The following is a 23,578-nucleotide window of genomic DNA, read 5'->3' on the forward strand; positions in this document are numbered from 1 at the left end:
CTTTATACTTGGCGCACATTTTTCTGCCAGGTGCTGTTTTATGTCCTCTGCAAATAACAACAAAACCGCCGTTACGCCGGCGAAAGCGATGGTGGCTGCCGTTAGCGGCTATGCCATGGATGGATTTGATCTGCTGATTCTGGGCTTTATGCTGCCGGCGATCAGCGTGTCTCTGGCGCTGGATGCGTCGCAGGCCGGTTCGCTGGTGACCTGGACGCTGATCGGCGCGGTGGTCGGCGGCATTGTGTTTGGTCATCTGAGCGATCGCTACGGCCGCATCCGCATTCTGACCGTGACGATCCTGATGTTCTCGCTGTTCACCGGGCTGTGCGCCGTGGCGCAGGGCTACTGGGATCTGCTGGCGTATCGTACGCTGGCCGGCATGGGGTTGGGCGGTGAGTTTGGCATCGGCATGGCGCTGATTGCCGAAGCCTGGCCGAAGGAGAAGCGCAACCGCGCCTCGGCGTGGGTCGGTATCGGCTGGCAGCTCGGCGTATTGCTGGCGGCCTTTATCACGCCGCCGCTGCTGAGCGTGATTGGCTGGCGCGGTATGTTCCTGGTTGGCCTGCTGCCGGCACTGGTGTCGTTTGTGATTCGCCGCAGTATGGGCGAGCCGGAAGCCTTCACCCGCCATGTGGAAAAAGCCCCACAGCTCTCCTTTTCCGCGCGCATTAAACTGCTGTTTGCCGATCGCGCCACCAGCAAAGCCAGCCTCGGCATTTTGATTCTTTGTTCGGTGCAGAATTTTGGCTATTACGGCCTGATGATCTGGATGCCAAGCTATCTCTCTTCCAGCTTCGGCTTCAGCCTGACCAAATCCGGCCTGTGGACGGCCGTTACGGTGGTGGGCATGACGTTCGGCATCTGGCTGTTCGGCGTACTGGCGGACCGCTTTGCGCGCTGGAAGATTTTCCTGCTGTACCAGTTTGGCGCCGTGGCGATGGTGGTGGTTTACGCCCAGCTGCGCGACCCGACGGTGATGCTGTTTACCGGTGCCATCATGGGGATGTTTGTTAACGGCATGATTGGCGGCTACGGCGCGCTGATCTCGGACACTTTCCCACCGCAGGCGCGCGCCACTGCGCAGAATGTGCTGTTCAACCTTGGCCGCGGCGTCGGCGGTTTTGGCCCGCTGGTGATCGGCATGCTGGCCACGCATATTTCGTTCACCGCTGCGATTACGTTGCTGGCGCTGATTTACCTGCTGGATATTGTCGCCACGCTGTTCCTGCTGCCAAAAAGCCAGGGCAATGAGGATTCGCTGGGCGCGATTGGGTGATTTTTTCCCTCACCCTAACCCTCTCCCGCAAACGGGAGAGGGAACCGCTCAGTGCGGTTTCATAAACCTGTTCTTCACTTTTAACACCCGCTCGATCGGCGCTTTCTCCCACAAACGGGAGAGGGAACCGCTCATTGCGGTTTCACAAACCTGTGCTTCACCTTAACACCCGCTCGATCGGCCCCTTCTCCCGCTGGCGGGAGAAGGCTGGGATGAGGGGGCTGCGCGCACTTACCTGACCACATCCCAGCCACGCGCACGCCACAGCGCTGGCAGCTGCGCCATATCGTCAAAACGCGTCACCAGCGGGTGATCAATCACCGGATTGTGTGCATCGGCACAATAGTAAAACACCGGTATGCCAGCGGCGATGCCAGCCCGCGCGCCAGCCTCTGAATCATCCACCAGAATGCACTTTTCAATCGGCACCTGCATCTGTTCCGCCGCGTGATACATCAGCTCCGGATCCGGCTTCCAGTGATTAATGTCATAGCCGCTGTACAGGCGTCCGCTCAGATACGGCAGCATGCCGGTCAGCCCCAGTGAATGCTCCATCTTCTTCACCGTACCGTTCGACACCACGCACATCGGCACCTTCACGCGCTCCACCAGCGCTCTGGCGCCGGCAATCGGCTGCAGATCAAGATCAAACAGGCGCGCCACTTCCGCGCGGTAGGCACTCTCCACCTCAGCCAGCGGCAGCGTCACCTGATGCTGTGCCGTCACATCGCGGATGATGTCGTAAAGCTTCACCCCTTTGTACTGCTCAAACATCTGCTGTAGCGAGAGTTCGATACCGTAACGGGCAAAGGTGTTGACGTAGGACTGCGTGCAGATCACTTCGCTGTCGACCAGCGTGCCGTCGCAATCAAAAAAGATACATTCAACTGACATCGCGCCTCATCCTTTTAGTAAACAATAAGCTGTCACTCTAGCGCACTCAGCGCAGAAAGCGACCCCAGGCAACCGGTTGCGAAAAATCAGTGTTTTGCGGCGCTAAAGGCTATAGGATACGCGGCGATAAATTTTTCATCGGAACAGCGAAATGAACGAGCAGGGCCTTTTGCAGCGTATTTTCAGGCTGCAGGAACACGGAACCACCGCGCGCACCGAAGTGATTGCCGGTTTCACTACTTTCCTGACGATGGTGTACATCGTCTTCGTTAACCCGCAGATTCTTGGTGCCGCAGGCATGGACACCCAGGCGGTGTTTGTCACCACCTGCGTGATTGCTGCGTTCGGCAGCATCCTGATGGGGCTGGTGGCCAATCTGCCGGTGGCGCTGGCACCGGCCATGGGCCTCAACGCCTTCTTTGCCTTTGTGGTGGTGGGTGCGATGGGCTACTCGTGGCAGGTTGGCATGGGTGCAATCTTCTGGGGCGCGCTGGGGCTGCTGATCCTGACGCTGCTGCGCGTACGCTACTGGATGATCGCCAATATTCCGCTCAGCCTGCGCGTGGGCATCACCGCCGGTATTGGTCTGTTCATCGCCATGATGGGGCTGAAAAACGCCGGCATTATTGTGCCCAACGCGGACACCATCGTGACCGTCGGCAACCTGGCCTCGCACAACGTGCTGCTCGGCGCGCTCGGCTTCTTTATCATTGCGATTCTGGCGTCGCGCAATATCCACGCGGCGGTGCTGGTTTCTATTGTAGTGACCACCGCGATCGGTCTGCTGCTGGGCGACGTGAAGTTTACCGGGCTGTTCGCCGCGCCGCCGGCCATCACCTCGGTGGTCGGCCAGGTCGATATCAAAGGCGCGTTCAACGTGAGCATGGCGGGTGTGATCTTCGCCTTCATGCTGGTCAATCTGTTTGACTCATCCGGTACGCTGATTGGCGTAACCGATAAAGCGGGCCTGACCGATGAGAAAGGTACTTTTCCGCGCATGAAACAGGCGCTGTACGTGGATAGCATCAGCTCCGTCACCGGTTCGCTGATCGGCACCTCTTCGGTGACGGCGTACATCGAAAGCTCATCCGGCGTGGCGATTGGTGGCCGTACCGGCCTGATGGCGGTAGTGACCGGCATCCTGTTCCTGCTGGTGATGTTCCTGTCGCCGCTGGCAGCCATGGTGCCCGCCTATGCGGCGGCCGGCGCGCTGATTTATGTCGGCGTACTGATGACGGCTTCGCTGGCGCGCGTGCGCTGGGACGATCTCACCGAAGCGGTGCCGGCGTTTGTCACGGCGGCGATGATGCCGTTCAGCTTCTCGATTACCGAAGGTATTGCGCTCGGTTTTATCTCTTACTGCGTGATGAAACTCGGTACCGGACGCTGGCGTGAAATCAGCCCGTGCGTAGTGGTGGTGGCGCTGCTGTTTGTGCTGAAAATCGCTTTTATCGACGCGCACTAAACGCAACAGGCCGCGGGTGCGGCCTGGTTATCCGGGATGCCTGACTTCCGGCTGACTGGCGACACGCTCGCCGGGCAGACTGGTGAGGCGCAGGGTGCGCGGCCCGATGTTGGGTTTGCTCATCTCCACATCGCGCAGCGACTGCCACTGCTGCTGCGCATCAATCTCCCACAGCCGTAAACGCTCAGTGCCGGGCGACAGCGCGCAGGACCACACCAGCGTCGGCTCGGCATCACACACCGCCTGAATATCGGGATAGACGCTGGATCGCAGCCGGCCGGCCGCCGGATGCAGCCGCAGCGCATCAATACCGCTGTTGGCTTCGCCGGTCAGTTTGAGGATGCTCTGGCGTAGCGTCCAGATCTGCGTCACCGCTTCCATAAAATCCTGCTGGGCGTTAATCCACGCCTTTTCACCCGATGACAGCCCCTGCGTGAGGGCATCCTGCGCCTGACGGCTATGCGCCCGGACGATTTCCATATCCAGGCCCGCGCGCCCGCCTTCTTCCGCCAGCAGCACGCCGACCATATTACCGGCATAGGAGATACTGAAGTCAGGCAGATTAGGATCGGCAAAGCAGGGACGACCGCTGCTGCTGGCGATCAGCGGCGGCAGGTCACGAATACCATAGACGCGCAGCATCAGCTGGGCCAGCAGCGCGCGTGCGGCAAGAAAGCGGCCGCGGCGCTTATCAGGCAGGTGCCCGGCGCTGGTCATCACATCCTGTGGAACCCGCATGGTATCTGGGGTGAGGGGCGGGTTAACCACCCAACGAACAAAATGACTAGCCATCTGTCGCTCCGTGAAAATGGTCGGATAATCATCAGGGCTATTGTAAGAATTTTCTCATGGGTTTGCATCCGGCTTACGCTGGATAGCCAGTAAATTCAGATAAGGACGAGGCGAATCTCATTGCCATGAGCTGCAATTGAATATGAGGCTTTTGCACATTGGTGTCGGATGGGGTGCCGAAGCGGCGGATGTGGTGTAGGATTTGGACAGGAAAGAGCTGCACAATGAAGTGCTTAAATTATTCACCTATCTGCCAATCGTGCGCATCGCAAACCATGCACGTCGGAGTTGTTATGTCTGTTACCTCTCTTGCTCGCCAGGAATCGATCTCGCTGGATGAATTTCGTCACGGCATGCGCCGTCTCACTGCCGGTGTCTCGCTGGTGACCACCTCATCCAGCGGAGAAAAGTTCGGGCTGATCGCCACCTCGGTCAGTTCACTGGCGGCGGAACCGCCCAGCCTGCTGGTCTGCGTTAACCGCAGCGCATCAAGCCACGATGCCATTCTGCAGGCGGGCTACTTTGCCGTGAACGTTCTGCGCGAGCAGCACGATGACCTGTGCGCGCAGTTCAGCTCGCCGACGCGCCGTGCTGAGCGTTTCCAGAGCGGTGAATGGCAAACCCTTAATACGGGCGCGCCCGTGCTGGCTGATGCGCTGGTGAGCTTCGATTGTCAGCTGGAAAAAACGGTGGAGTGGAACACCCACAGCGTGCTGCTGGCGCGTATCGTGGGTATTGCGCTGCCGGGCGAAGCGACAGCGCCGATGGTCTACTTCAACAGCGGTTTTCACTCGCTGGGCTAAGTCATGGCGCAGCGCGTCGTGCGGCTGCGCTGCTTAACGCATCAGGCAAATTTGCTGGCTTCGTCAAAGCTCAGACGCGGCAGGCGCGGATGCAGTTTGCTGGCTTCGCCATAGCCGAGGTTGATCAGTAAGTTGACCTGCCAGTTATTTTCGCTGAAGAACGCGGCGTTAACTTTAGCCGGATCAAAACCGGACATCGGGCCGGCATCGAGTCCCAGCGAGCGGGCCGCCAGAATCAGATAGCCCGCCTGCAGGCTGCTGTTGCGAAACGCGGTCTCTTTGGCCAAATCCGGGCTGCTGGTAAACCAGCTGCGTGCATCGCCATGCGGGAACAGTTTTGGCAGTGCTTCATAAAAGGTCGGATCCCACGCCACAATCACCGTCACCGGTGCCGCCATGGTCTTATCCACATTGCCTGAGGAGAGCGCCGGTTTCAGCTTCTCTTTACCTTCCTGAGACGTCACGAACACAAAGCGGCCTGGCGAGCAGTTGGCTGAGGTCGGCCCCAGCGCCGTCAGCGCATAGAGCTGCTTCAGCACCTCCTGCGAAATCGGTTTATCCTGCCAGTAGCTATGGGTGCGGGCTTCAGTAAACAGCGCGTTCAGCGCCACGCTGTCGAGCGGTGTACTCATGTTTCTCTCCTGTTCAGGCAACAACCTGCGCCTGATTTTTAGCATGAATAATGGATGTGGCCGCTGCGTTTACGCGGCGACCCTCAACCGTTATACGACAAAGGCGAGGGCGCGCCAAATAACAAAGATGTATGTTGGTAGCGATTCCGGTGCGCCTAAATGCGCACCCTGCAGCATCGTATGAATCCCCTGTAGGGGCGCCATTTATGGCGACCTGTGACGGCGACTATTTACCAATACAAAAGCTGGAGAAAATCCGGCCCAGCAGATCGTCGGAGGTAAACTCGCCGGTGATTTCGCTCAGCGCCTGCTGCGCCAGCCGTAGCTCTTCGGCCAGCAGTTCGCCCGCCCAGGCTCCCAGCAGCTGCTCTTTGCCCTGCTGTAAGTGAGTGGCTGCTAACTCCAGCGCCTGCAGATGGCGGCGACGCGCGAGGAAGCCGCCTTCCATATTGCCGGCGAAGCCCATGCTCTGTTTCAGGTGCTCGCGCAGCGTATCGACGCCAGCACCGGTGCGCGCCGACAGGCGAATAAGTGAGTGGCCATTTACTTCTGTCAGGCCCAGCGTTTCACCGGTCATGTCCGCTTTATTACGTACCACGGTAATCGGCAACGCAGCCGGTAAGCGCGCTACGAAATCAGGCCAGATGGCGGCGGCTTCAGTGGCGTCAGTCGTGGTGCCATCCACCATGAACAGGACGCGATCCGCCTGCTCAATCTCCTGCCAGGCGCGTTCAATGCCGATACGTTCCACTTCGTCGCTGGCTTCACGCAAACCGGCGGTATCGATGATGTGCAGCGGCATGCCGTCGATGTGGATGTGCTCGCGCAGCACGTCACGCGTGGTGCCGGCGATATCCGTCACAATCGCTGCTTCGCGTCCGGCCAGTGCGTTGAGCAGGCTCGATTTTCCGGCGTTGGGACGACCGGCAATCACCACCTTCATCCCTTCACGCAGCAGGCTGCCCTGGCGCGCTTCGGCGCGGACGCCGTTGAGATCGCCGATCACCGCATTCAGCTGCGCTTCGATTTTGCCGTCGGAAAGGAAGTCGATCTCCTCATCCGGAAAATCAATCGCTGCTTCCACATAGATGCGCAGGTGAGTAAGTGCTTCCACTAACGCATTAACGCGCAGTGAAAAGGCACCCTGCAGCGAGTTGACGGCGGAGCGGGCGGCCTGCTCGGAGCTGGCATCAATCAGATCGGCAATCGCTTCTGCCTGCGCCAGGTCGAGCTTGTCATTCAGAAAGGCGCGTTCCGAGAACTCGCCCGGCTGCGCAATGCGCACACCCGGCAGCGCCACAATGCGCTTCAGCAGCAGATCGAGAATCACCGGACCGCCGTGGCCCTGCAGTTCCAGCACATCTTCGCCAGTAAAGGAGTTCGGACCCGGGAACCACAGCGCGATGCCCTGATCCAGCACGCTGCCATCAGCATCGTTAAAGGGCAGATAGTCGGCGTAGCGCGGCTTTGGCAGCTTGCCCAGCACGGCCTGCGCCACCTCAGCGGCTTTGCCACCGGAAATACGCAGAATACCGACGCCACCACGGCCGGGAGGCGTCGCCTGGGCAACAATAGTGTCACTGTGGCTCATAAGTACCTTCTTCCAAAAAAAACAGGGAGGCATAAATGCCGCCCCTGGAGATGTTGCGTCCTGCTCAGCGTTGCCGGGCGTTACGCTTTCTTCTTGTCGCGGCTGTGTAAACCACGCTTTTCCAGCCCGCGATAAATCAGCTGCTGCTGGAGAATGGTTACCAGGTTGCTGACGATGTAGTACAGCACCAGACCTGACGGGAACCACAGGAAGAACACGGTAAAGATAACCGGCATGTAAGTCATGATCTTCTGCTGCATCGGATCGGTCACGGTGGTCGGTGACATCTTCTGAATGAAGAACATGGTGATACCCATGATGACCGGCAGAATGTAGTACGGGTCCTGCGCGGACAGGTCATGGATCCACAGTACAAACGGAGCATGACGCAGTTCAACGGAACCGGACAGCATGTAGTACAGCGCCAGGAAGATTGGCATCTGGATAACCAGTGGCAGACAGCCGCCCAGCGGGTTCACTTTCTCCGCCTTATACAGCGCCATCATCTCCTGGCTCTGCTTCTGCTTATCGTCACCCAGACGCTCACGCATGGCCTGAATCTTCGGCTGCAGCATACGCATCTTGGCCATCGAGGTGTACTGCGCTTTGGTCAGCGGGTACATGATGCCACGCACGATGAAGGTGATAACGATAATGGAGAAGCCCCAGTTACCGATAAAGCTGTGCAGGAATTTCAGCAGCTTAAACAGCGGCTGAGAGATGAACCACAGCCAGCCGTAATCCACGGTCAGATCGAGGTGCGGCGCGATAGCGGCCATTTTGTCCTGGATTTCCGGACCGACCCACAGAGTGGCACCGAGATCCTGCTGCGCGCCGGCGGCGATGGTCACAGGCGCCGACTTATAGCCGATTGCCGCCACACCGTTGCCGAGATTGCTGGTGTACAGCGTATTGTTACCCTGAGTGCGCGGCACCCATGCGGTCGCAAAGTACTGCTGCAGCATCGCCACCCAGCCGTTGCTGGTGGTGGTGTTCAGGTTCTCGTTATCGGCGATGGTATCGAATTTGTATTTTTCATACTTCGCATCGCTGGTCGAGTAAGCGGCACCACGGAAAGTGTGCAGCGCAAAGTTATTGCTGCCGGTATCGCGATGCTTCGGCAGATCGATCGTCTGCTTCAGCTGACCAAACATCGCCACTTCCAGCGGCTGCTGCGAGGCGTTATTGATGTTGTAGTCGACGTTAACCGCGAATTCGCCACGTTTGAACACGAAGGTTTTGGTGTAAACCACGCCGTTCTCACCGGTCCAGCTCAGCGGCACGCGCAGCTCGGTCTGGCCATCGGCCATCTCGAAGTGATCCTGGGAAGCGGTATACAGCGGACGTGCGCCGTTGTTCGGGTTATCCGGACCGTTACGGCCGGTTAAGCCGCTCTGCGCCTGATAAACGAAGGCCGGAGTGGTTTCCAGCAGCTGGAACGGTGCGTCTGAACCCAGTTTGTCCGGGTAAGTCAGCAGCTGTGCCTGCTCGATATCACCGCCGCGGGTATTAATGTTGAGTGACAGGACATCAGTCTTAACGGTGATCGTTTTGCCCTGGCCGCTAGCCGGCACGCCGGAAGAGGCGGCATCACCCGCTGCGCTGCTTGTGTTCTGCGTGGTCTGGGTCTGCTGTGGCTGCGGAGCGTGGTCCGTCTGCCAGGCTTGCCAGATCATAAAAGACACGAACAGAAAAGCGATGAGAAAGAGATTGCGTTGCGAATCCATCGTTAATGTTCTCTGGTATCAAAGGTTTTTGGCGGCACCGGATCGTCGCCACCCGGGTTCAAAGGGTGGCATTTTAATACGCGTTTAATCGTCAACCAACTGCCTTTTAACATGCCGAAGCGGCGTACAGCTTCCACCCCATACTGCGAGCAGGTGGGATGGAACCGGCAATGAGGTCCCAGCAGTGGGCTGATGGCGCGTTGATAAACGCGTATCAGGGCGATCAGGAGCCGCGCGCCAGGCGACAGTGACGACGCCATAATTTCTCCAACGCTTCCGTCAGTGCACGGTTATCGAGGTCAGCAATCCCTTTTTTCGCCACGATGACAAAATCCATCGGCGGCAGCTCGTGTTGACGCAAACGAAAGCTTTCACGGGTCAATCGCTTGATCCGGTTGCGTTCATGGGCGCGTTTCACGTGCTTCTTGGCGACGGTAAGACCGATGCGGGGATGCCCCAGCGAATTAAGGCGGCCGAGGATGGTGATTTGCGGCGTGCCAGCCCGAAGAGGTTGCTGGAAGACGAAAGTGAAATGAGCGGGAGTTAACAAACGTAACTCCCTGGGAAATGCGAGCTTAACCACGAGGGTTAGCTTTTATTACTTAGAAACGGTCAGACGAGCACGGCCTTTAGCACGACGACGTGCCAGAACCTGACGACCATTTTTAGTAGCCATACGAGCACGGAAGCCGTGAGAACGGTTGCGCTTCAGTACGGACGGTTGAAAAGTGCGTTTCATGGCGATTTCTACCTAAACTTGAAAAATTTCACTGGGTGACGCGTTTTCGGGCCAGTAAAACGACCGACGCCTCAATGTGTCTTTAATAAAGAGGCGGGATTGTAATAATTGTACAGTCCGGAGTCAATTTACTTCGCTGGGCGCGAGACCTGAAAACTCTGATACAGCCCGCTAATTCCGGGCATCAAAGCTTCACGCGCCAATGCCGGGTGGGGAATTATACGGGCTATAAAGGAAAGCGCAAGGATCGTCCAGGATCTTCTTGCGATCGCCGCGCCGATCGTAACGGCAAAAATGCGAGCGCGGTGGAAAATTTCTCGCTTTCAGCCTGATCCCCGCTCGCTTTTTCCGCAGACGGCGTAAACTGATGCATGCCTGGACACCCTGTGGATAAAATGGATCAAAACTGTGTAGAAAGGGAAGATCTCTGAGGCGCTTTGCGCTATGATCCGCCCTTCCGCTGACGATCCTCCTTGCGATCGCCGGGGATGACTACCGCGGATAGCGGTCGCAGGCGCTTTCTGACCGCCTGTGTCAAAAAAGACAGTTTCTATTATTAGCGCCTGAAATTCTTATCGATTTTGTACGAGTGGAGTCCGCCGTGTCACTTACGCTTTGGCAACAGTGTCTTGCCCGTTTGCAGGATGAGCTTCCTGCCACCGAATTCAGCATGTGGATTCGTCCGCTGCAGGCTGAATTGAACGACAATACGCTGGCCTTGTATGCACCAAATCGGTTTGTACTCGACTGGGTTCGGGATAAATATCTCAATAGTATCAATGGGCTGCTGAATGAATTCTGCGGTGCGAACGTGCCGCTGCTGCGTTTTGAGGTCGGCACGCGCCCGGTTGCGCCGGTGGCTGCTACGCAACCCGCCATGGCCAGCAGCGTCAGCGCGCCCGCACCGGCTGAGAATCGTCCGGCACCGGCACAGCCGCTGCGCCCGAGCTGGGATTCGGTTCCGGCACCGGCTGATGTGACCTACCGCTCGAACGTGAATAACCGCCACAACTTCGACAACTTCGTTGAGGGTAAGTCCAACCAGCTGGCGCGCGCGGCGGCACGTCAGGTGGCGGATAATCCTGGTGGCGCTTATAACCCGCTGTTCCTGTATGGCGGCACCGGCCTCGGCAAAACGCACCTGCTGCACGCGGTGGGCAACGGCATCATCGCGCGCAAGCCGAATGCCAAAGTGGTTTATATGCACTCTGAACGCTTCGTGCAGGATATGGTGAAAGCGCTGCAGAACAACGCCATCGAGGAGTTTAAGCGCTACTACCGTTCGGTGGACGCGCTGCTGATCGATGATATTCAGTTCTTTGCCAATAAAGAGCGCTCGCAGGAAGAGTTTTTCCACACCTTCAACGCGCTGCTGGAAGGTAATCAGCAGATCATCCTGACCTCGGATCGTTACCCGAAAGAGATCAACGGGGTGGAAGATCGTCTGAAATCACGCTTTGGCTGGGGATTAACCGTGGCGATCGAGCCGCCTGAGCTGGAGACGCGTGTCGCGATCCTGATGAAAAAGGCGGACGAAAACGACATCCGTCTGCCGGGCGAAGTGGCCTTCTTTATTGCCAAGCGTCTGCGCTCTAACGTGCGTGAGCTGGAAGGGGCACTGAATCGCGTGATTGCCAATGCCAACTTTACCGGGCGTGCCATCACCATCGATTTTGTGCGCGAAGCGCTGCGCGACCTGCTGGCACTACAGGAAAAGCTGGTGACCATCGACAACATCCAGAAGACGGTGGCCGAGTACTACAAAATTAAAGTGGCGGATTTGCTGTCGAAGCGCCGTTCGCGCTCGGTGGCGCGTCCGCGTCAAATGGCGATGGCGATGGCCAAAGAGCTCACCAACCACAGCCTGCCGGAAATTGGCGATGCGTTTGGTGGCCGTGACCATACCACCGTGCTTCATGCCTGCCGTAAAATTGAGCAGCTGCGTGAAGAGAGCCACGACATCAAAGAAGATTTCTCTAACCTCATTCGAACATTATCTTCCTGACGCATATGAAATTTATTGTTGAACGTGAGCAGTTGCTGAAGCCACTGCAACAGGTGAGTGGCCCGCTTGGCGGACGCCCGACGCTGCCGATCCTCGGAAATTTACTGCTGCAGGTGAATGAAGGCACGCTGCTGCTGACCGGTACCGATCTTGAGATGGAGATGGTGGCGCGCGTGGCGCTGACCCAGCCGCACGAACCGGGCGCGACCACCGTCCCGGCGCGTAAGTTTCTTGATATCTGCCGTGGTCTGCCTGAAGGCGCAGAGATCAGTCTGACGCTGGAAGGTGACCGCATGCTGGTGCGCTCCGGCCGCAGCCGCTTTTCGCTGTCGACGCTGCCAGCCAGCGACTTCCCGAATCTCGACGACTGGCAGAGCGAAGTGGAATTCACGTTGCCGCAGGCCACGCTCAAACGCCTGATTGAAGCCACGCAGTTCTCCATGGCGCATCAGGATGTACGTTACTATCTCAACGGCATGCTGTTTGAGACCGAAGGCGAAGAGTTGCGCACCGTTGCCACTGACGGTCACCGTCTGGCGGTCTGTTCGATGCCTGTCGGCCAGGCGCTGCCGAACCATTCGGTGATCGTACCGCGTAAAGGTGTGATTGAGCTGGTTCGTCTGCTGGACGGCGGTGAAACGCCGCTGCAGGTGCAGATTGGCAGCAGCAACATTCGCGCGCACGTCGGCGACTTCATCTTTACGTCGAAGCTGGTTGATGGCCGTTTCCCGGATTATCGCCGCGTGTTGCCGAAGAATCCTGACAAAGCGCTGGAAGCGGGCTGCGATCTGCTGAAACAGGCTTTTGCCCGCGCGGCAATCCTGTCGAACGAGAAATTCCGCGGCGTTCGCATCTATATCACTGAAAATCAGCTGCGCATCACCGCCAATAACCCGGAGCAGGAAGAGGCAGAAGAGATGCTGGATGTGTCGTACAGCGGCACCGAGCTGGAGATTGGTTTTAACGTCAGCTACGTGCTGGATGTGCTGAACGCGCTGAAGTGCGAAAACGTGCGTCTGCTGCTGACGGATTCGGTTTCCAGCGTGCAGATTGAAGATGTAGCCAGTCCGGCTGCGGCCTACGTCGTGATGCCCATGCGTTTGTAATAGAAAATATCGGCCTGGCTTACTTGCCATTCTGGTCCCGGGCAGTGCTCGCCCCTGGTCACATACTTCAGTATGCTCCCATGGCCTGCGCGCTGGCCGTGGCCAGACTGCCTGCGCCGCCAACGGCCTGGATTGTTAATGTTAGGCAACCCCTTCTGGCTGGATTGATTCATGGCTTTAACCCGCCTCCTGATTAAAGATTTTCGTAATATCGAGCAGGCCGATCTCACGCTGGCGCCGGGCTTTAATTTTCTCGTGGGTGCCAACGGCAGCGGTAAAACCAGCGTGCTGGAGGCGATTTATACGCTGGGCCACGGCCGCGCATTCCGCAGTTTGCAGGCCGGACGCGTAATTCGTCACGATCAGGACGCGTTTGTGTTGCACGGGCGGATTGAAGGCAGCGAGCGCGAGCTGGCGGTCGGCCTGAGTAAAAACCGCGCCGGCGACAGCAAAGTCCGCATCGACGGCAGCGACGGCCATAAAGTTGCCGAGCTGGCGCAGCTGCTGCCGATGCAGCTGATTACGCCAGAGGGGTTTACTTTGCTCAACGGCGGCCCCAAATACCGTAGAGCCTACATCGACTGGGGCTGCTTTCATGCTTATCCCGGTTTCTTTCTGGCCTGGAGCAATCTGCGTCGCCTGCTGAAACAGCGCAACGCGGCGCTGCGCCAGGTCGCGCGCTACAGCCAGATCCGGCCATGGGATCAGGAGCTGGTGCCGCTGGCAGAACAGATCAGCGCCTGGCGCGCGGAATACAGCGCAGCCATTGCCAGCGAAATCACCGCCACCTGCAGCCAGTTTTTACCGGAGTTTGCGCTGAGCTTCTCCTTCCAGCGCGGCTGGGACAAAGAGAGCGACTTCGGCGAGCTGCTGGAGCGCAACTTCGAGCGCGATCGTGCGCTCACCTACACCGCCAGCGGTCCGCACAAAGCCGATTTTCGGATTCGTGCTGAAGGCACGCCGGTGGAAGATTTACTCTCACGCGGTCAGTTAAAGCTGCTGATGTGTGCGTTGCGGTTAGCGCAGGGCGAGTACCTGACGCGCAGCAGCGGACGTCGCTGTTTATACCTGATTGACGACTTCGCCTCCGAGCTGGATGACACCCGTCGTCGCCTGCTGGCGGAACGCCTGAAAGCCACGCAGGCTCAGGTGTTTGTCAGCGCCATTGGTGTCGAGCATGTAATCGATATGAGTGACGAAAAGGGCAAGATGTTCCGCGTGGAACAGGGTAAAATAGCGGTTCAACCTGAAGATTAAATGAGCGAGAAACGTTGATGTCGAATTCTTATGACTCCTCAAGTATCAAAGTCCTGAAGGGGCTTGATGCGGTACGCAAACGCCCGGGTATGTACATCGGCGATACGGATGACGGCACCGGTCTGCATCACATGGTATTCGAGGTCGTGGATAACGCCATCGACGAAGCGCTCGCCGGCCACTGTAGTGATATCGTGGTCACCATCCATGCCGACAACTCTGTCTCCGTGCAGGATGACGGCCGTGGTATTCCGACCGGTATCCACCCGGAAGAGGGCGTCTCTGCTGCCGAAGTGATCATGACCGTACTGCATGCCGGCGGTAAGTTTGATGACAACTCCTATAAAGTTTCCGGTGGTCTGCACGGCGTCGGCGTATCGGTGGTGAACGCCCTGTCGCAGAAGCTGGAACTGACCATTCGTCGCGACGGCAAAGTGCATCAGCAAACCTACGTGCACGGTGTGCCGCAGGCGCCGCTGGCGGTGACCGGCGATACCGACGCTACCGGTACGCGCGTGCGTTTCTGGCCGAGCCACGATACGTTCACTAACGTCACCGATTTTGAATATGAAATCCTGGCGAAGCGTCTGCGCGAGCTGTCATTCCTTAACTCCGGCGTGTCGATTCGCCTGGAAGACAAGCGCGACGATAAAAACGACCATTACCACTATGAAGGTGGTATCAAAGCGTTCGTTGAATATCTCAACCGCAACAAGAACCCGATTCACCCGAATGTGTTCTACTTCTCCACCGAAAAAGACGGTATCGGCGTCGAAGTTGCGCTGCAGTGGAACGACGGTTTCCAGGAAAACATCTACTGCTTCACCAACAATATTCCGCAGCGCGACGGCGGAACGCACCTTGCCGGTTTCCGCGCGGCGATGACGCGTACGCTCAACGCCTACATGGATAAAGAAGGTTACAGCAAAAAAGCCAAAGTCAGCGCTACCGGTGACGACGCGCGTGAAGGGCTGGTGGCAGTGGTTTCGGTGAAGGTGCCGGATCCGAAATTCTCCTCTCAGACCAAAGACAAGCTGGTCTCTTCCGAGGTGAAATCGGCGGTGGAACAGCAGATGAACGAACTGCTGAGCGAATACCTGCTGGAAAATCCGTCTGACGCCAAAATCGTGGTCGGTAAAATCATCGATGCCGCGCGTGCGCGTGAAGCCGCACGTCGTGCACGTGAAATGACCCGCCGTAAAGGCGCGCTGGACCTGGCGGGCCTGCCGGGCAAGCTGGCAGACTGTCAGGAGCGCGATCCGGCGCTGTCTGAAATCTACCTGGTGGAGGGTGACTCTGCAGGCGGTTCCGCCAAGCAGGGACGTAACCGTAAGAACCAGGCGATTCTGCCGCTGAAAGGTAAAATCCTTAACGTGGAGAAAGCGCGTTTCGACAAAATGCTCTCTTCACAGGAAGTCGCCACGCTGATCACCGCACTGGGCTGCGGTATCGGCCGCGATGAGTACAACCCGGACAAGTTGCGCTATCACAGCATCATCATCATGACCGATGCGGACGTCGATGGTTCGCACATCCGTACGCTGCTGCTGACCTTCTTCTATCGCCAGATGCCGGAAATCATCGAGCGTGGCCACGTTTACATCGCGCAGCCACCGCTGTACAAGGTGAAGAAGGGCAAGCAGGAGCAGTACATTAAAGATGACGACGCGATGGACCAGTATCAGATTGCCATCGCGCTGGACGGCGCAACGCTGCACACCAACGCCAGCGCACCGGCGCTGGGCGGCGAGCCGCTGGAAAGCCTGGTGGCGGAATACAACAGCACCCAGAAGATGATCAAGCGTATGGAGCGCCGCTTCCCGTCTGCGCTGCTGCGCGCGCTGGTTTATCATCCAACCCTGAGCGATCTCAGCGATCAGACAGCAGTGACCGCATGGCTGGAGAGCCTGGTGGCTTACCTGAACGAGCGCGAAGCGCATGGCAGCAGCTATGTGGCACAGGTGCGGGAAAATCGCGAACAGCAACGCTTTGAGCCGGTTCTGCGCGTGCGTACTCACGGCGTTGATACTGATTATCCGCTGGACAGCGAGTTCATTGACGGCGCGGAATACCGCAAAATCTGTGCACTCGGCGCGCATCTGCGTGGTCTGATTGAAGAGGATGCCTACATCGAGCGCGGCGAGCGCCGTCAGCCGGTTGCCAGCTTCGAGCAGGCAATAGACTGGCTGGTGAAAGAGTCGCGCCGCGGTCTGTCAGTGCAGCGCTATAAAGGTCTGGGCGAGATGAACCCGGATCAGCTGTGGGAAACCACCATGGATCCGGACAGCCGCCGCATGCTGCGCGTCACCATCAAAGACGCCATCGCCGCCGACCAGCTGTTCACCACGCTGATGGGCGATGCGGTTGAACCGCGCCGCGCCTTCATCGAAGAGAACGCGCTGAAAGCCGCCAACATCGATATCTGATATCGCAAAACCCTTCCCAAACGGGAAGGGTTTTTTGTTTTATTAAACGCGCAGAATTCTTCCACCCGAGCCGTCCGGCATTTCAATCAGCAGGCTTAGCTTGCCGCCCATCGCTTCAATGTAGCGCTTAATGGTAATCAGACGCTGATCGGCGCCGCCCTGCTCAATTTGCGTGATACGCGGCTGCTTAACGCCCATCGCTTCCGCAACGGTTCTCTGCGATAACGCTAACTCTTCCCGCAGCAGTTGCAGGCCGGTTTCGAGAATCAGCTCATCTGCCATCAGCTGAATGTCAGCTTGCTCAGCTTCAGTAAACTCACTCTCGATAAATTTTTGTAAGTCGTTCATGAATGATTTTCCTCTGCGTTATTGAGGTAAGCCGTGAACAATTGATCTGCAAGGCATACCATCCGCGCATAAAATTGTTTGTCTCCGGATTTATTGCCAGCACACAAAATGACCGCTTTGCGTTGCGTGTCGAATGCGTATAGCGCCCGAATTGGCTGACCAGCGTACTGTATTCTCAGTTCTTTCATGTTGTGGAAGCGTGATCCGTTAACCGTATCGGCATAGGGCCGTGGCAGCAACGGGCCATAATGCTGCAGGTTTAACAGGGCCGCAGCGATGCGTTTTTTCAGTTTGTTATCCTGTGCCCGCAACCATTCCCGGAAGGTGTCGGTAAAAATGATTTCCCACATAGCGCAATCTCCATATAAGTGATTGCTTATAGTAATTTATAAGCAATCACTTATATGATCAAGCGAGTCAGCAGAAGTAAAACATCAAATGCTCAAACTGGATAATGCTGCACAAAGCATGACAGGCGTTATCTGCCGATTAACTGGTCAATGTGAGCTGAATCGCGCTAGCATTAAAGCCAGACCCTGAATTAACCGAGGACGTTATGGCGATAAAACTGATTGCGATCGATATGGATGGCACGCTGCTGAATCCGCAGCACGAAATCACGGCGGGCGTCAAAGCGGCGATTGGCCGGGCGCGGGATAAAGGTGTGTCGATCGTGCTGGCCACCGGACGCCCGTTTGTTGGTGTGGAGCGCTACCTGATGGAACTGGATCTGCGTCAGTCGGGGCAGTATTGCATCAGCAACAACGGCGCACTGGCGCACAGCGCGGACAGCGGTGAGGTGGTGGCCGAGAAGACGCTTGGCTTTGATGACTATCTCTACCTGGAACAGCTGGCGCGCGACCTTGGGGTGCATTTTCAGGCATTCGACAAATCCTTCCTCTACACGCCAAATAAAGACATCAGCGAATACACCATCCACGAAGCCAGCCTGACCGGCATTCCGGTGCGCTATCGCGCCGTAGAAGAGATGGACCCGGCGACGCGTTTCCCGAAACTGATGATGATCGACAAACCGGAGCTGCTGGATAAAGCCATCGCCGCCTTACCGGCGCGCGCCCGCGACAGTTATACCATTCTGAAAAGTGCACCTTACTATCTCGAAATCCTTAATCCGCTGGTCAACAAAGGCTACGGCGTAAAAATGCTGGCGGAGAAACTCGGCCTGCAGCCGTCAGAAGTGATGGCGATTGGCGATCAGGAAAACGATTTGGCGATGATTGAATACGCCGGCACCGGCGTGGCGATGGGCAATGCGATTGATTCCGTGAAGCAGATTGCGCAGTTCGTGACGAAGACCAATATGGAAGATGGTGTCGCGCACGCCATTGAAGAGCTAGTGCTGTAACCCTCCTCTGATGCGGGCGGCGTTCTGCTGCCCGTCACTTCTCTGCTGAATTTTTTACTGCCAGTGCGCCGATGGGTTGTCTGTTTTGTGATCCATATTGTAGTACAAACATTGCATGTGGTACTACAATATCCGCTACAGGATGCGTCAGGGATTGGGCTTTGCACTACGAAAGCAGTAATCTGATTTCTCACGCCTTTCATGGAATCGAACACGATGACGCAGGAACCACTGAGTAAAACAGAGCGCATCATCCAGACGCTGGGTGAAGAGATTGTTGCCGGAAAATATGTGCCGGGCGCCGCGCTGCCGGCGGAAGCGGAGCTGTGCGAGCGATTTTCAACCTCGCGCAATATTATCCGCGAAGTGTATCGCTCCCTGATGGCTAAACGCCTGATGGAGATGAAGCGCTATCGCGGCGCGTTTGTCACTTCACGTAACCAGTGGAACTATCTCGACAGCGATGTACTGCAGTGGGCGCTGGCGCACGATCACGATCCGCGCCTGATTGCGGCCATGAACGAGGTGCGCGTGCTGGTGGAGCCGCAGATTGCGCGCTGGTCGGCCGAGCGGGCAACGTCGACCGATCTGGCGGCGATTGAGCTGGCCTACAACGATATGGTGGCCAACCACCTCAACCGTGATGCCTTTAACGACGCAGACATCCGCTATCACGAAGCGGTGATGGCCTCGGTGCATAACCCGGTGCTGCAGCAACTCAATGTGGCCATCAGCCAGTTGCAAAAAGCGGTGTTTGCGCAAACCTACATGGCGGACTCCGGCAACATGCCGCGCACGTTAGCCGAACATAAAGCGCTGTTCGATGCCATTCGCCACCAGGATGGCGATGCGGCGGAACAGGCGGCGAAGGCGATGATTGCCAGCTCAACCGCCCGACTCAAGGAGATTTTGTGACCGGTTATATCGCTATTGACTGGGGCTCTACCAACCTGCGCGCCTGGTATTACCGCGCCGGTGAATGCGTCGATGAGCGCCGTTCGGAAGCGGGCGTGACGCGCCTCGGCGACCGCACGCCTGCTCAGGTGTTTGCCACCATTACCGACGGCTGGCCGGTGGCCGAAGTCCCGGTGATCATGGCCGGTATGGTGGGCAGCAACGCTGGCTGGCTGGCAGTGCCTTATCTCGCCTGTCCGGTGGCGCTCAATGCATTAAGCGATCGCCTGACCTGCGTGGAGGGAAAAGCGTGCATTGTGCCGGGACTGAGCGTCGAACGTGACGACAACTACAACGTAATGCGCGGTGAAGAAACCCAACTGCTCGGCGCGGTCACGCTGCAGCCCGCGCCGCTGTATGTCATGCCGGGCACGCACGCTAAGTGGGTGCAGATGGAACAGGATCGCGTCATCGATTTCCGCACCGTGATGACCGGCGAGCTGCACCATTTACTGCTGAAGCAGTCGCTGATTGGCGCCGGTTTACCCGCGCAGGAAGCCTCTCCGGACGCGTTCCGGGACGGTTTGCAGATTGGCAGCCACGACCCATCAATTCTGGCGCGCCTGTTTGAAGTGCGTGCCGCCCACGTGCTCGGCGCGCGCGATCGGCGCCATATCAGTGATTTTCTCTCTGGCCTGTTAATCGGCCATGAAGTGGCGCAGATGACGCAGCAGTTAACGCATAGCCGCCAGCCGATTGTCATTATCGCCGGCAGCGCGCTGGCACAGCGTTATCAGCAGGCGCTGGCCTTTATCGGAACAGATTCAGTCACGCTGGAGGGCGATCGTGCTTTCCAGCACGGAATAAGGAGTATTGCGCATGTCCTGGCCCACTAAACTTCCGTTGATCGCCATTCTGCGTGGCATCACGCCGGATGAAGCTGAAGCGCACGTCGCGGCGTTAATCGACGCCGGTTTCGATGCGATTGAAATTCCGCTCAACTCGCCAGAGTGGGCGAAAAGTATCGGCGCGATGGTGCAAACCTTCGGCGATAAAGCGCTGATCGGAGCCGGCACCGTGCTGCAGGCGACGCAGGTCGATCAGCTGGCGGCGCTCAATAGCAAGCTGGTGGTGACGCCCAATACCGATGCTGCGGTGATTCGCCAGGCCGTGGCGCACGGCATGCTGGTAGCTGCAGGCTGTGCCACCGCCAGCGAGGCCTTTACCGCGCTGCAGGCTGGGGCGCAGGCGCTGAAAATTTTCCCGTCGTCGGCGTTTGGTCCGGGCTACATCAAAGCGCTGAAAGCGGTGCTGCCGCCGGAGGTGCCGGTCTTTGCCGTGGGCGGCGTCACGCCGGAAAACCTGCATGAATTTATCGCCGCCGGTTGCGTCGGGGCTGGCCTGGGCAGCGATCTCTATCGCGCCGGTCAGCCGCTGTCGCGCACCGTGGAGAAGGCCCGCGCATTTATTGCTGCCTATAAGGACGCTGTACGATGAAAATTACGAAACTGACCACTTATCGCCTGCCGCCGCGCTGGATGTTCCTGAAAATCGAAACCGACGAAGGCATCATCGGCTGGGGCGAGCCGGTGATTGAAGGGCGCGCGCGCAGCGTCGAAGCGGCGGTGCATGAGCTGTCGGAGTATCTGATTGGGCAGGATCCGGCGCGGATTAATGATCTGTGGCAGGTGATGTATCGCGGCGGTTTTTATCGCGGCGGCCCGATTTTAATGAGCGCGATTGCCGGTATCGATCAGGCGCTGTGGGATATTAAAGGCAAAGCGCTGGGCGTGCCGGTGTATCAGCTGCTGGGCGGTCTGGTGCGTGACAGCATCAAAGCCTATAGCTGGGTGGGCGGCGATCGTCCGGCTGAAGTGATTGATGGCATTAAGAAATTACGTGGTATCGGCTTTGACACCTTCAAACTCAACGGCTGCGAAGAGATGGGCATCATTGACAATTCTCGTCAGGTCGATGCCGCTGTTAACACCGTAGCGCAGATCCGCGAAGCCTTTGGCAATGACATTGAGTTTGGCCTCGATTTCCACGGTCGCGTCAGCGCGCCGATGGCCAAAGTGCTGATCAAAGAGCTGGAGCCGTATCGTCCGCTGTTTATTGAAGAACCGGTGCTGGCCGAGCAGGCAGAATACTATCCGCGCCTGGCGGCGCAGACGCATCTGCCGATTGCCGCAGGCGAACGCATGTTCTCCCGCTTCGAGTTCAAGCGCGTGCTGGAAGCCGGTGGGCTGGCGATTCTGCAGCCGGACCTGTCACACGCCGGCGGCATCACCGAATGCTACAAAATTGCGGCGATGGCCGAGTCTTATGACGTGGCGCTGGCGCCGCACTGTCCGCTGGGGCCAATTGCGCTGGCTGCCTGTCTGCATGTCGACTTCGTGTCGCGTAATGCGGTGTTCCAGGAGCAGAGCATGGGCATTCACTATAATCAGGGCGCTGAACTGCTCGATTACGTGATCAATAAAGATGATTTTAAAATGGATGACGGCCATTTCTATCCATTAAATAAACCCGGCCTCGGTGTAGAAATTAATGAAGAGCTGGTGATTGCGCGCAGTAAAAATGCGCCAGACTGGCGTAACCCATTATGGCGCTTTCCGGATGGATCGGTAGCCGAGTGGTAATAACCGTGGTATTGCACCCGGTCGCTGCGTTTACCGCTTTATAACAGCACCGATTATCAGGCGATTAAACATCTGACTATTTAAACCATGTGCGAAATATATAAGGCACAGGGCAGCGCTCAACCTGTTTTCACCGCGCTGCCAGTTTACCGCTGCTGCGGCTTTTATCTTCGATAACCTTACCCTGCGTTGGCTGCGGCGTGTTTCGGCACGTCCGCCAGCTGACATCTGACGGAGAAACACCATGGATCTCTCTGCTGTTCAGGCGAAACCTACGCGTCGCCGTTATATTACGCTGCTGATGATTTTTATTACGGTGGTCATTTGTTATGTCGATCGCGCTAATTTAGCCGTGGCCTCGGCGCATATTCAGCAGGAATTTGGCATCAGCAAAGCAGAAATGGGGTATGTCTTTTCTGCTTTTGCCTGGTTATATACGCTGTGCCAGATTCCCGGCGGCTGGTTTCTCGATCGCGTAGGTTCACGCCTGACCTATTTTATCGCTATTCTCGGCTGGTCGGTGGCGACGTTATTGCAGGGATTCGCCAGCGGCTTATTATCGCTGATAGGTCTGCGCGCCATTACCGGTATTTTTGAAGCGCCGGCTTTCCCGACCAATAATCGCCTGGTCACCAGCTGGTTCCCGGAACAGGAGCGCGCTTCGGCCGTCGGTTTTTACACCTCAGGTCAGTTTGTCGGCCTGGCGTTTCTCACGCCGTTGCTGATCTGGATTCAGGAACTGCTGAGCTGGCACTGGGTGTTTATCATCACCGGCGGGATTGGCATTATCTGGTCGCTGGTGTGGATGAAGGTTTACCAGGCACCGAGCCAGAGCAAAGGCATCAATCAGGCCGAGCTGGATTACATTCGTGCCGGTGGCGCGATGGTCGACGGCGATGCGCCCGGCGAGAAAAAAGCACGCGTTAAACTCACCGCGGCCGACTGGAAACTGGTGTTTCATCGCAAGCTGTGCGGCGTGTATCTCGGCCAGTTTGCAGTGACCTCAACGCTGTGGTTTTTCCTTACCTGGTTCCCCAACTACCTGACGCAGGAGAAACATATTGCCGCGCTGACGGCCGGCTTTATGACTACCGTGCCGTTTCTCGCCGCCTTTGTTGGCGTGATCCTCTCCGGGATGGTGGCCGATCGTCTGGTGCGCAGCGGCCGCTCGCTCGGCTTTGCCCGCAAGACGCCGATCATCTGCGGCCTGCTGATCTCCACCTGCATTATGGGCGCAAACTACACCAACGATCCGCTATGGATTATGGTGCTGATGGCGCTGGCCTTCTTCGGCAACGGGTTCGCGTCCATCACCTGGTCGCTGGTCTCGTCGCTGGCGCCGGTACGCCTGATCGGCCTGACCGGCGGCATGTTTAACTTTATCGGCGGCCTCGGTGGCATCACAGTACCGCTGGTGGTGGGGTATCTGGCGCAGGATTACGGCTTTGCGCCCGCGCTGGTGTACATCTCCGCCGTTGCCCTGATTGGCGCGCTCTCTTACATCCTGCTGGTGGGGGATGTGCAGCGCGTGGGCTAAGCTTCCGGGTGCGCATGCCTGCGCACCCGCATTAGCTGCTCAGCTTTTGCTTAACTGAACGGCATCACGTAATTT

At 57.6% G+C, this 23,578-nt stretch carries 23 protein-coding genes; 13 read left to right on the forward strand and 10 right to left on the reverse strand.

What is annotated here, in order from left to right:
• Positions 1-40: 40 nt before the first annotated feature.
• Positions 41-1,279, forward strand: coding sequence for an MFS transporter (locus CBW22_RS04900; RefSeq protein ID WP_088516154.1), 1,239 nt, complete (start codon positions 41-43; stop codon positions 1,277-1,279).
• A gap of 231 nt (positions 1,280-1,510) precedes the next feature.
• On the opposite strand, the gene yieH is transcribed toward CBW22_RS04900, so the two are convergent.
• Positions 1,511-2,173, reverse strand: coding sequence for a 6-phosphogluconate phosphatase (gene yieH / locus CBW22_RS04905; RefSeq protein ID WP_021506922.1), 663 nt, complete (start codon positions 2,171-2,173; stop codon positions 1,511-1,513).
• 151 nt (positions 2,174-2,324) lie between these two features.
• Between yieH and CBW22_RS04910 the strand changes: the two genes are divergently transcribed.
• On the forward strand, positions 2,325-3,638 hold the full coding sequence (locus tag CBW22_RS04910) for an NCS2 family permease (RefSeq protein WP_058770726.1): 1,314 nt from the start codon (positions 2,325-2,327) through the stop codon (positions 3,636-3,638).
• A 27-nt stretch (positions 3,639-3,665) separates the two neighbouring features.
• Here the strand turns inward: CBW22_RS04910 and CBW22_RS04915 are convergent, their stop codons facing one another.
• Entirely contained in the window at positions 3,666-4,430 is a 765-nt protein-coding gene (locus CBW22_RS04915) for a 4'-phosphopantetheinyl transferase family protein (RefSeq protein ID WP_058775620.1), read from the reverse strand.
• A gap of 293 nt (positions 4,431-4,723) precedes the next feature.
• On the opposite strand from CBW22_RS04915, the gene CBW22_RS04920 reads away from it, so the two are divergent.
• Positions 4,724-5,233: a flavin reductase family protein gene (locus CBW22_RS04920; protein WP_031279601.1), complete on the forward strand. Its 510-nt coding sequence runs from the start codon at positions 4,724-4,726 to the stop codon at positions 5,231-5,233.
• Between the two features lie 41 nt (positions 5,234-5,274).
• Here the strand turns inward: CBW22_RS04920 and CBW22_RS04925 are convergent, their stop codons facing one another.
• The 6 genes from CBW22_RS04925 to rpmH form a co-directional block, all read right to left on the reverse strand.
• Positions 5,275-5,865 carry a malonic semialdehyde reductase gene (locus tag CBW22_RS04925; protein ID WP_021506918.1) on the reverse strand — a complete coding sequence of 197 codons (591 nt, stop codon included), beginning with the start codon at positions 5,863-5,865 and terminating at the stop codon, positions 5,275-5,277.
• 226 nt (positions 5,866-6,091) lie between these two features.
• Positions 6,092-7,456, reverse strand: coding sequence for a tRNA uridine-5-carboxymethylaminomethyl(34) synthesis GTPase MnmE (mnmE, locus tag CBW22_RS04930; RefSeq protein WP_088516155.1), 1,365 nt, complete (start codon positions 7,454-7,456; stop codon positions 6,092-6,094).
• An 80-nt stretch (positions 7,457-7,536) separates the two neighbouring features.
• The gene (gene yidC / locus CBW22_RS04935) at positions 7,537-9,183 is read right to left on the reverse strand and encodes a membrane protein insertase YidC (protein WP_021506916.1); all 1,647 of its coding nucleotides are present in this window, start codon (positions 9,181-9,183) and stop codon (positions 7,537-7,539) included.
• 2 nt (positions 9,184-9,185) lie between these two features.
• Positions 9,186-9,443, reverse strand: coding sequence for a membrane protein insertion efficiency factor YidD (gene yidD / locus CBW22_RS04940; RefSeq protein WP_071813586.1), 258 nt, complete (start codon positions 9,441-9,443; stop codon positions 9,186-9,188).
• Positions 9,407-9,766, reverse strand: coding sequence for a ribonuclease P protein component (rnpA, locus tag CBW22_RS04945; RefSeq protein WP_040679622.1), 360 nt, complete (start codon positions 9,764-9,766; stop codon positions 9,407-9,409). The genes yidD and rnpA overlap by 37 nt, the downstream gene beginning before the upstream one ends.
• 15 nt (positions 9,767-9,781) lie before the next feature.
• Positions 9,782-9,922, reverse strand: a complete 141-nt coding sequence (rpmH, locus tag CBW22_RS04950) for a 50S ribosomal protein L34 (RefSeq protein ID WP_000831330.1) — start codon at positions 9,920-9,922, stop codon at positions 9,782-9,784.
• Between the two features lie 601 nt (positions 9,923-10,523).
• Between rpmH and dnaA the strand changes: the two genes are divergently transcribed.
• From dnaA to gyrB, 4 genes are all read left to right on the forward strand, one after another.
• Positions 10,524-11,927, forward strand: a complete 1,404-nt coding sequence (dnaA, locus tag CBW22_RS04955) for a chromosomal replication initiator protein DnaA (RefSeq protein WP_031279599.1) — start codon at positions 10,524-10,526, stop codon at positions 11,925-11,927.
• Positions 11,928-11,932: 5 nt separating this feature from the next.
• Positions 11,933-13,033, forward strand: coding sequence for a DNA polymerase III subunit beta (gene dnaN / locus CBW22_RS04960; RefSeq protein WP_010617831.1), 1,101 nt, complete (start codon positions 11,933-11,935; stop codon positions 13,031-13,033).
• Between the two features lie 171 nt (positions 13,034-13,204).
• The gene (gene recF / locus CBW22_RS04965) at positions 13,205-14,290 is read left to right on the forward strand and encodes a DNA replication/repair protein RecF (RefSeq protein ID WP_058758201.1); all 1,086 of its coding nucleotides are present in this window, start codon (positions 13,205-13,207) and stop codon (positions 14,288-14,290) included.
• 17 nt (positions 14,291-14,307) lie between these two features.
• Complete coding sequence (gene gyrB, locus CBW22_RS04970; protein ID WP_058758200.1) at positions 14,308-16,716, forward strand: DNA topoisomerase (ATP-hydrolyzing) subunit B; 2,409 nt, start codon at positions 14,308-14,310, stop codon at positions 16,714-16,716.
• Between the two features lie 42 nt (positions 16,717-16,758).
• On the opposite strand, the gene CBW22_RS04975 is transcribed toward gyrB, so the two are convergent.
• Both CBW22_RS04975 and CBW22_RS04980 read right to left on the reverse strand, forming a co-directional pair.
• A complete protein-coding gene (locus tag CBW22_RS04975) occupies positions 16,759-17,064 on the reverse strand; it encodes a helix-turn-helix domain-containing protein (protein WP_058758199.1) in 306 nt (101 codons plus the stop codon).
• Positions 17,061-17,414: a type II toxin-antitoxin system RelE/ParE family toxin gene (locus CBW22_RS04980; RefSeq protein ID WP_088516156.1), complete on the reverse strand. Its 354-nt coding sequence runs from the start codon at positions 17,412-17,414 to the stop codon at positions 17,061-17,063. The genes CBW22_RS04975 and CBW22_RS04980 overlap by 4 nt, the downstream gene beginning before the upstream one ends.
• A gap of 206 nt (positions 17,415-17,620) precedes the next feature.
• On the opposite strand from CBW22_RS04980, the gene yidA reads away from it, so the two are divergent.
• The 6 genes from yidA (at position 17,621) to CBW22_RS05015 (ending at position 23,503) form a co-directional block, all read left to right on the forward strand.
• Complete coding sequence (yidA, locus tag CBW22_RS04985) at positions 17,621-18,430, forward strand: sugar-phosphatase (RefSeq protein WP_088516157.1); 810 nt, start codon at positions 17,621-17,623, stop codon at positions 18,428-18,430.
• A gap of 216 nt (positions 18,431-18,646) precedes the next feature.
• Positions 18,647-19,345 carry a FadR/GntR family transcriptional regulator gene (locus CBW22_RS04990; protein ID WP_021506909.1) on the forward strand — a complete coding sequence of 233 codons (699 nt, stop codon included), beginning with the start codon at positions 18,647-18,649 and terminating at the stop codon, positions 19,343-19,345.
• Complete coding sequence (locus CBW22_RS04995) at positions 19,342-20,220, forward strand: 2-dehydro-3-deoxygalactonokinase (RefSeq protein WP_088516158.1); 879 nt, start codon at positions 19,342-19,344, stop codon at positions 20,218-20,220. Before CBW22_RS04990 ends, CBW22_RS04995 begins: the two co-directional genes overlap by 4 nt.
• Positions 20,204-20,821 carry a 2-dehydro-3-deoxy-6-phosphogalactonate aldolase gene (locus tag CBW22_RS05000; protein WP_021506907.1) on the forward strand — a complete coding sequence of 206 codons (618 nt, stop codon included), beginning with the start codon at positions 20,204-20,206 and terminating at the stop codon, positions 20,819-20,821. The genes CBW22_RS04995 and CBW22_RS05000 overlap by 17 nt, the downstream gene beginning before the upstream one ends.
• Positions 20,818-21,966, forward strand: coding sequence for a galactonate dehydratase (dgoD, locus tag CBW22_RS05005; protein WP_058758194.1), 1,149 nt, complete (start codon positions 20,818-20,820; stop codon positions 21,964-21,966). Before CBW22_RS05000 ends, dgoD begins: the two co-directional genes overlap by 4 nt.
• A 244-nt stretch (positions 21,967-22,210) precedes the next feature.
• A complete protein-coding gene (locus CBW22_RS05015) occupies positions 22,211-23,503 on the forward strand; it encodes an MFS transporter (RefSeq protein ID WP_021506905.1) in 1,293 nt (430 codons plus the stop codon).
• The last annotated feature ends 75 nt before the right edge of the window (positions 23,504-23,578 follow it).

The sequence above is a fragment of the Pantoea sp. VS1 genome (assembly GCF_002207995.1).
GTDB classification, from domain to species: Bacteria; Pseudomonadota; Gammaproteobacteria; order Enterobacterales; family Enterobacteriaceae; genus Pantoea; species Pantoea dispersa.